Source organism: Streptococcus didelphis DSM 15616 (assembly GCF_000380005.1).
Lineage (GTDB): Bacteria > Bacillota > Bacilli > Lactobacillales > Streptococcaceae > Streptococcus > Streptococcus didelphis.
On record NZ_KB904197.1, the window covers coordinates 69,467 to 75,932 of the forward strand.

At 36.0% G+C, this 6,466-nt stretch carries 6 protein-coding genes; 1 reads left to right on the plus strand and 5 read right to left on the minus strand.

Features of this window, described 5'->3' with window-relative positions; genetic code table 11:
• Positions 1-3 precede the first annotated feature (3 nt).
• Together arcA and A3GU_RS0107465 are read right to left on the minus strand one after the other, a co-directional pair.
• A complete protein-coding gene (arcA, locus tag A3GU_RS0107460; protein WP_018366919.1) occupies positions 4-1,236 on the minus strand; it encodes an arginine deiminase in 1,233 nt (410 codons plus the stop codon).
• A 288-nt stretch (positions 1,237-1,524) separates the two neighbouring features.
• Positions 1,525-2,205 (minus strand): Crp/Fnr family transcriptional regulator, encoded by a 681-nt coding sequence (locus tag A3GU_RS0107465; protein WP_018366920.1) that lies wholly within the window; start codon positions 2,203-2,205, stop codon positions 1,525-1,527.
• 142 nt (positions 2,206-2,347) lie between these two features.
• Between A3GU_RS0107465 and A3GU_RS0107470 the strand changes: the two genes are divergently transcribed.
• Positions 2,348-2,821, plus strand: a complete 474-nt coding sequence (locus A3GU_RS0107470; RefSeq protein WP_018366921.1) for an arginine repressor — start codon at positions 2,348-2,350, stop codon at positions 2,819-2,821.
• 93 nt (positions 2,822-2,914) lie between these two features.
• On the opposite strand, the gene A3GU_RS0107475 is transcribed toward A3GU_RS0107470, so the two are convergent.
• From A3GU_RS0107475 to A3GU_RS0107485, 3 genes are all read right to left on the minus strand, one after another.
• Positions 2,915-4,024: an MmcQ/YjbR family DNA-binding protein gene (locus A3GU_RS0107475; RefSeq protein ID WP_018366922.1), complete on the minus strand. Its 1,110-nt coding sequence runs from the start codon at positions 4,022-4,024 to the stop codon at positions 2,915-2,917.
• A gap of 26 nt (positions 4,025-4,050) precedes the next feature.
• Positions 4,051-4,971: a magnesium transporter CorA family protein gene (locus A3GU_RS0107480; protein WP_018366923.1), complete on the minus strand. Its 921-nt coding sequence runs from the start codon at positions 4,969-4,971 to the stop codon at positions 4,051-4,053.
• 119 nt (positions 4,972-5,090) lie between these two features.
• Positions 5,091-6,074, minus strand: coding sequence for a Gfo/Idh/MocA family protein (locus A3GU_RS0107485; RefSeq protein ID WP_018366924.1), 984 nt, complete (start codon positions 6,072-6,074; stop codon positions 5,091-5,093).
• Positions 6,075-6,466: the final 392 nt, after the last annotated feature.

A 6,466-nucleotide genomic window follows, 5' to 3' on the forward strand; every position in this document is an offset into this window, starting at 1 on the left:
AGATTAAAGGTCTTCACGTTCAAACGGCATTGACATACAACGTGGTCCACCACGACCGCGAACCAATTCACTTCCGTTAATCTTAATGAGTTTTAATCCTTTTGATTCAAGAATAGCATTCGTAATCGTGTTACGGTTATAAACCACGACAACACCTGGAGCAATAGTCAAGGTATTTGAACCATCATTCCATTGTTCACGACCAGCTGCTACGATATTATCACCACCACAACGGATGAGGTCTACTTTTTCAACACCAAGGTTTGCTGCAAGGAGTTCTGCAAGATCACCTTTTTCTTCTTCAATATGAAGTTTGTCATTTTCATATGTTACAGAATAAACACGAAGGTCTCCTTCAATTTCTGGGTGAATAGTGAATTTATCATAGTCAACCATTGTAAAGACAGTATCTAAGTGCATGAATTTACGGTTATTAGCGAATTCAAAGGCCAATACTTTTTTAAAGCCAAGGTTTTCTTTAAAGATATTTACTAAAAGTTTTTCAATTGATGCTGCATCTGTACGTTGAGAAATCCCTACTGCTAAGACATCTTTAGAAAGGACTAATTCATCTCCTCCTTCGATACGGGTTGTTTCACTACGGTCATAAACCATAGGAACTTTACCGCCATATACTGGGTGATGTGTAAAGATGTATTTTCCGTAGATTGTTTCACGATTACGTGTTTCAGAGAACATATGGTTAAGAGATACCCCTTCACCAATTGTTGCAAATGGGTCACGAGTGAAATAAAGGTTAGGCATTGGATCAATTGCAAATGGGTAATCTGATTCAACAAGGTCTGTTAGACCCTTAGACTCTGTAGTAATTTCAGGAAGTTCTGCTTTTTGAACACCCGCCATTGTTTTATCAATTAACTCTTGATTATCTTCAATTGACATGAGTAACTGACGAATAGCTTTTTTGGTAGCACGGCCTCTAATATTAGCTTCTTCAACATATTCATCAATAAATTGTTCACGAATTTCAGAACTTGTAAGTGATTCTGCTGCTAATTTTTCTAAATAAAGAACTTCAACACCTTCATCGCGTAAAGCTTGAGCAAAAGCATCATGTTCTTTCTGAGCATCTTCTAAGAAAGGAATATCATCAAACAATAATCTTTCCAAATAATCTGGCATCAAGTTTTCAATCTCTTTACCAGGCCTATGTAGCATTACCTTTTTAAGTCTGCCAATTTCAGAATAAACATGAATTGGTGATTGAGCTGTCATAAGAATTACCTCTTTCTAATTGAGAAGTTTTTGTGAATTCACGAGTCAAGATCTTCTTTCTTGATTACAAGCTTAGTTTAACTCTTCACTAGCTTTTAAAATGGGATATCCTTCACTATTATTTTGTGTAATCGTTTACAGATTCTCTGGATTAATTTTATATTTATAAATTTGTATCCGGTTTCTTGATATATTTTTGCATATTTGCGTAAATATTTATAGTTATAAATTCGAAAAAAAGTTAAAATTTTTTATAAGAATCAAAAAACTTATAGAAGTCCTTGATTCTTATGTTGTGTATTGTAAAAAGTAATCTTTATCCAAAAATGTTAAATATTTATTGTTAGAGATGATACGATTATCCTGCCTTAGAGTTCTCATGACATGACTAACAGTTTCTCTTGTGGTCCCACTCATATTAGCTATATCAGTTGTTGTTAACTGAAATGGTAGAGTATCCCCATTTTCTCCCATTTCTACTAAAAGTAAAGCCAATGATTGTGTAACACGCGCACTAGCACTTGAAGTGATTAAATTACGTACCCTTAATTCGTGTAATTCTAATAAGCGTGATAATTTACTGTACAAGTGCAACATTTGCTTAGGATTTCCTAGAGAAAATTGTTCAAAGACTTCCCTTGGTAAATAATAAAAAGAAACCTCAGTCATTGCTACTACAGAAAAATGATAAGTCGCATCCGTAAACAGACCACCATAAGGAAAAATGGTTCCATGACGTATAAAATCTGTATAAATAAATGAACCCGACTGATCTGTTTGTTCAATCTTAAAATAGCCAGAAGTTACAAGGAAAAGTCGTTCTCGCTTGTCACCTTCAAAAAAGAGAACGTGACCTTTTGGCGCTTTTCTAAGTTCCATCTGACCAACCAGCTTATCAAATTCTTGTATTGACAAAAACTTAAAATCGTCTAATTTTCTAAGGTATTGATAATCTTCTCTCTTGATCAAATCCTTCCTCCTTTACTCTTTAATTGCCCCCATTTTACCATAAAACAAGGGATATTGTAAGCGTTTCTCAAAAAACTTTACACTAAGTTCGCTTTTTGTTATACTCAGTTAAAATCATAAAAATTAAAGGAAAGTTATAAGGATGAATAAAAAAGAAATTCGACATCAATTAATTAGGTCGCTTATCTCAGAAACTACTATTCATACACAACAAGAGCTCCAAGATAAACTTAAAAAAAATGGCATTCTTATTACCCAAGCTACACTTTCTAGGGATATGAAAGAACTGAACCTGGTCAAGGTCACAGATGGGGATAGCACCCATTATGAAACCCTTGCTATTTCTCAGGGACGTTGGGAACATCGCCTTCGTTTTTATATGGAAGATGCCCTTGTGATGCTTAAGGTCGTGCAACATCAAATTGTCTTAAAAACCTTACCTGGTTTAGCACAATCTTTTGGTTCTATCTTAGATGCCATGCAAATTCCAGAAATTGTTGCTACTGTTTGTGGGGATGATACCTGCCTAATTATCTGTGATGATCACGCCCAAGCATTGACCTGTTATGAAACTCTGAGCCATTACACGCCACCATTTTTCTTCACTAATAAATAAAAGCAATTAAAAACTAGTAGGATAACCTCTTACTAGTTCTTTTTTATTAAGTTTACTTAAATAGTCATAAGGCCCTTCCTAAAAACAAATAGTCTAGAAAACAGTCTCTATTTCTAAACATCCCTCATCCCTGTCATTAAAGTAAGCTTTTTCTTTCACATAAGTCAGGAGTTCCTTACTCATCCGTCTTGGACCACGCACAGCCCTAACTCCCTTTTCTTTCATAATCTCAAGAGGAAGTTGATCATCGTGATAACTCTTTATTAAGCCTAGCTTCATTAAGGTCTTAATAGAAGTATTTTTACGATAACCTTCATTTGCTATATCTGCTTCTAAAACCTGACAAGCATAGCGAATTGCCTTGGTAGGGGCAGTGATATAAATAAAGACAAAATCTCCTGCTTTGATAGAAGCTTTTTGTGTCCAGAGAATTTCAGGATTGGCTGCAAATTCAGCATCAATATCATAATAGATAAGATTGGCTGGAATAATCCAATAATCAGACCCTTGAGGATTGGTCAAGTTTGAAGGTGCCACAAGAGCCCTGCTCTCCTCAATTAAATCCCACAATTCCTGATCATTCAAGTTATCATCTAAAATAATGGAGACCCAGGACTTTTTTGACATATGATAGGCTGGATAAATCCCCTTTTTTTGTAGGAGCTTATCCAATTGATAGGTTTTTACCTTAAGGTTGATAATCTCGACTGTTCTATGCTCTTGTTTACTAGAACCAGTTATTATCTTGGAAGCTTCTATAGGAAAAATAAGGGCATACCACTTGCCAGCTACCCGATAAGAACTGCAATCAGGATTCTTTTCAAAGGGATAATCCAAAGGATCATCAAAGTTTTCAGCTATTTTGTGGCTTAATCTGTTCATTTGTGCTGACATAAAAGGCTGAGAGATAAAGCAGTCTCTAGCAATTTTTTCAAGAACTTCTTTATAAGCCTTTTGGACTTTTTTGACATAGGCACTGCCACTATTTTCCACACTAATAGCTATATAATCTTCATTTAAATCTAAGTCAATGACGCGAGCTGATACCTCTTCTTTATTAGAAATGCTAACAAGTACCTGAAAGTCTCCATCCATGATAAGCTGTTGGTAAAAATAAACAGCTCCATCCTGTCTGAAACCAAAATCCTCAAGTCTTTTCCAATCGACTGTTTTCTTTTGAAATAGTTCTGAAATAAGGGACATTATTTTCTGCTAATTTTCCTTTCTTTTTAGCTGTTATGATGACGTGCCACAAAAATTTTCATGATAATAATTGAAATGAGGGCAACAATACTGGTAATAAGTAAAATTAAAAACCAGACAATGTCTATCTTAGCAAAGGGTAGTTTGACATTCATCCCATAGAAGCTGGTTACAGTAGCTAAAAGAGATATGCCAATTGAAATAATGGTTAAGGTCGTTACATTCTCATTTAAATTATTACTAAGAACATTATTATAAGAAGAAGCCAGTTGTTCTAAAATACGGGAATGAAGTGAGCACATATTGGATAATTGTTTAGCTTCAATCATTGTATCTCTTAATTGTTCCTTACTCTCATGGCTAAAAGAATTATAATTGGGCAAATCCTTGATATCATCCAACATATGACTGTTTTGCATCGCTCCCATAAGGATATAGACTGAGCCACTTTGCAAATTAGCTAGACCTTTTAGGTTCTTGCGATTGGGACGCCTTCTCAGATCTTTGATAAGATAGTCTCTTTCAGCATTTATCCCTTCCATAAAGGTAAAATATTCTTTTGTAAATAAGGTTAACAGTTGAAAAAGGATATGCTTTGGTTCCTTGTCTAAATCAACCTTATCCACAACATCTTCTAAAAGGGGAGCTGTTTTATTATTATGCAAGATAAACAAGTCTTGGTCTGTAACTAGAAAGGTCATCGGCTCTATTTGAGGAATATCTCCAGCCTTCATAGATAGCTTTTGCTTGTCTAAAAGCTGATAGACTACCGTAAGCCTTCCTTCTGTTTCTTCAACAAAAGAAGTTTCATTTTCATCTTGAGCATAAGCAAGCACTTCCTTATCAATAATATCTTCTTGTCTAAGCTCTTCAAATTGTGAAGTTGATAAGTCTTCTAGATTAATGATAGTTACCTGATTCCCATATTTCTTAATTCCTTTAAGCATATAGCTCTCCTTTACCCTCTATAACTTCTTTCATTATGAAATAAAAACAGGATTTACACAAGACAAAACAACTGATTTTAATCAGAAACTAACTCTTTTGTGCTAGTAAAAAGCACTACCTAAATAGCGCTTGAATGATAAGCTCTTTTGCCCCAAGAGTTGTAGAGGTCTTCAATAATTTTTGTGGTTAAGAGGGTAATTTGTGGTGTCATAATAGGGCTTGTCTGGGCACCTTCTGAAACCATCTGGCTTACATGATAAGCTTCTGAAGCAAAATCACTGGCCATAGGAGCTTCCAAAAGTTTACGACTTCCATCCTTATGAATTAGCGTAGCTACTGTCGTCTTCCAAAAACTAGGAATCTCCAGCGTCCCTTTGGTCCCACAAATAGTCATCTTATGGGGTAATTTCAAGTGTGTCGTAAGAAAAATATCTACCATGACACCATTCTCCAACTGTAAGAGAATCTTGGACTGGCTGTCGCTTTGACCCTTAGGAAAGTTAGCCAAGCCACCAGCTTTCTCGATTTTAGAATCAAAGATATACTGTAAGTAAGACAGGGCATAAGGAGCCATAAAATGAACTGCCCCGCCACCAGCTGATAAGTCCCCAAACCAAGAAATATGGTCAATGTTGGGATAGGCTGTTATTGATGAAACGGAGATAATGTCTCCTAATTCTCCAGAGGCAATGGTCTCTTTAACAAGCTTTGTCATGGGAATAAAGAGAGATTTTTGAGCTTCCATCAAAAAAAGATTTTTCCGATAAGCAAGATCAAACAATTCACGAGCCTCAGCATAAGTTAGGGTGAATGGTTTTTCAACAAGCACATGCTTTCTAGCTAATAAAGCCTTCTTAGCACACTTGTAGTGATCTTTATTAATCGTTGGGATGTAGATGACATCAATAGAAGGGTTAGCCAACATAGAAGACAAGCTAGCATAAGCCTGGGGAATATTGTGGGTCTCTGCGAAAGATTTAGCCGTCTCTAAAGAACGACTGGAAACAGCCACAATTTCGCCATTCCCCGCTAGACGAACACCTTCAATAAACCGTGGTGCGACCTGCGCTGTCGACACTATCCCATAAGACACTTTCCCCATATTACTCCCCATTTCTGACACTAAATACTCTAAGAATAGTATATCATGAGAAGCGAAAAATAACAGAAATGGACTCCTGGAAATTTGATGAAAACAGCACTTATGCAAGTTTCAGCTAGATAGAAAGTATCACTAAAATGTAGGGTTGTTACATAAGCAAAACAAGTTCACAAGCGCACCCCTGAAGGGTGAGACGTTAATTAAGTAAACATGTCTTCTGTTGCGAATTTCTTATTTCAATCCACTCACCCGTGAAGGGTGAGACTCCAAGGAAATTGATGACAAGCTGATACTTAACATTTCAATCCACTCACCCGTGAAGGGTGAGACAATCTTGAGTTTGACAACTTTAAAAAACTAGTCGAAATTTCAATCCACTCACCCGTGAAGGG

Excerpts from the sequence above, each read along its gene's own strand:
- arcA (WP_018366919.1), bottom strand. The coding sequence starts at position 1,236 with ATGACAGCTCAATCACCAATTCATGTTTATTCTGAAATTGGCAGACTT.
- A3GU_RS0107470 (WP_018366921.1), top strand. The coding sequence starts at position 2,348 with ATGAATAAAAAAGAAATTCGACATCAATTAATTAGGTCGCTTATCTCA.
- A3GU_RS0107480 (WP_018366923.1), bottom strand. The coding sequence starts at position 4,971 with ATGCTTAAAGGAATTAAGAAATATGGGAATCAGGTAACTATCATTAAT.
- A3GU_RS0107475 (WP_018366922.1), bottom strand. The coding sequence starts at position 4,024 with ATGTCCCTTATTTCAGAACTATTTCAAAAGAAAACAGTCGATTGGAAA.
- A3GU_RS0107485 (WP_018366924.1), bottom strand. The coding sequence starts at position 6,074 with ATGGGGAAAGTGTCTTATGGGATAGTGTCGACAGCGCAGGTCGCACCA.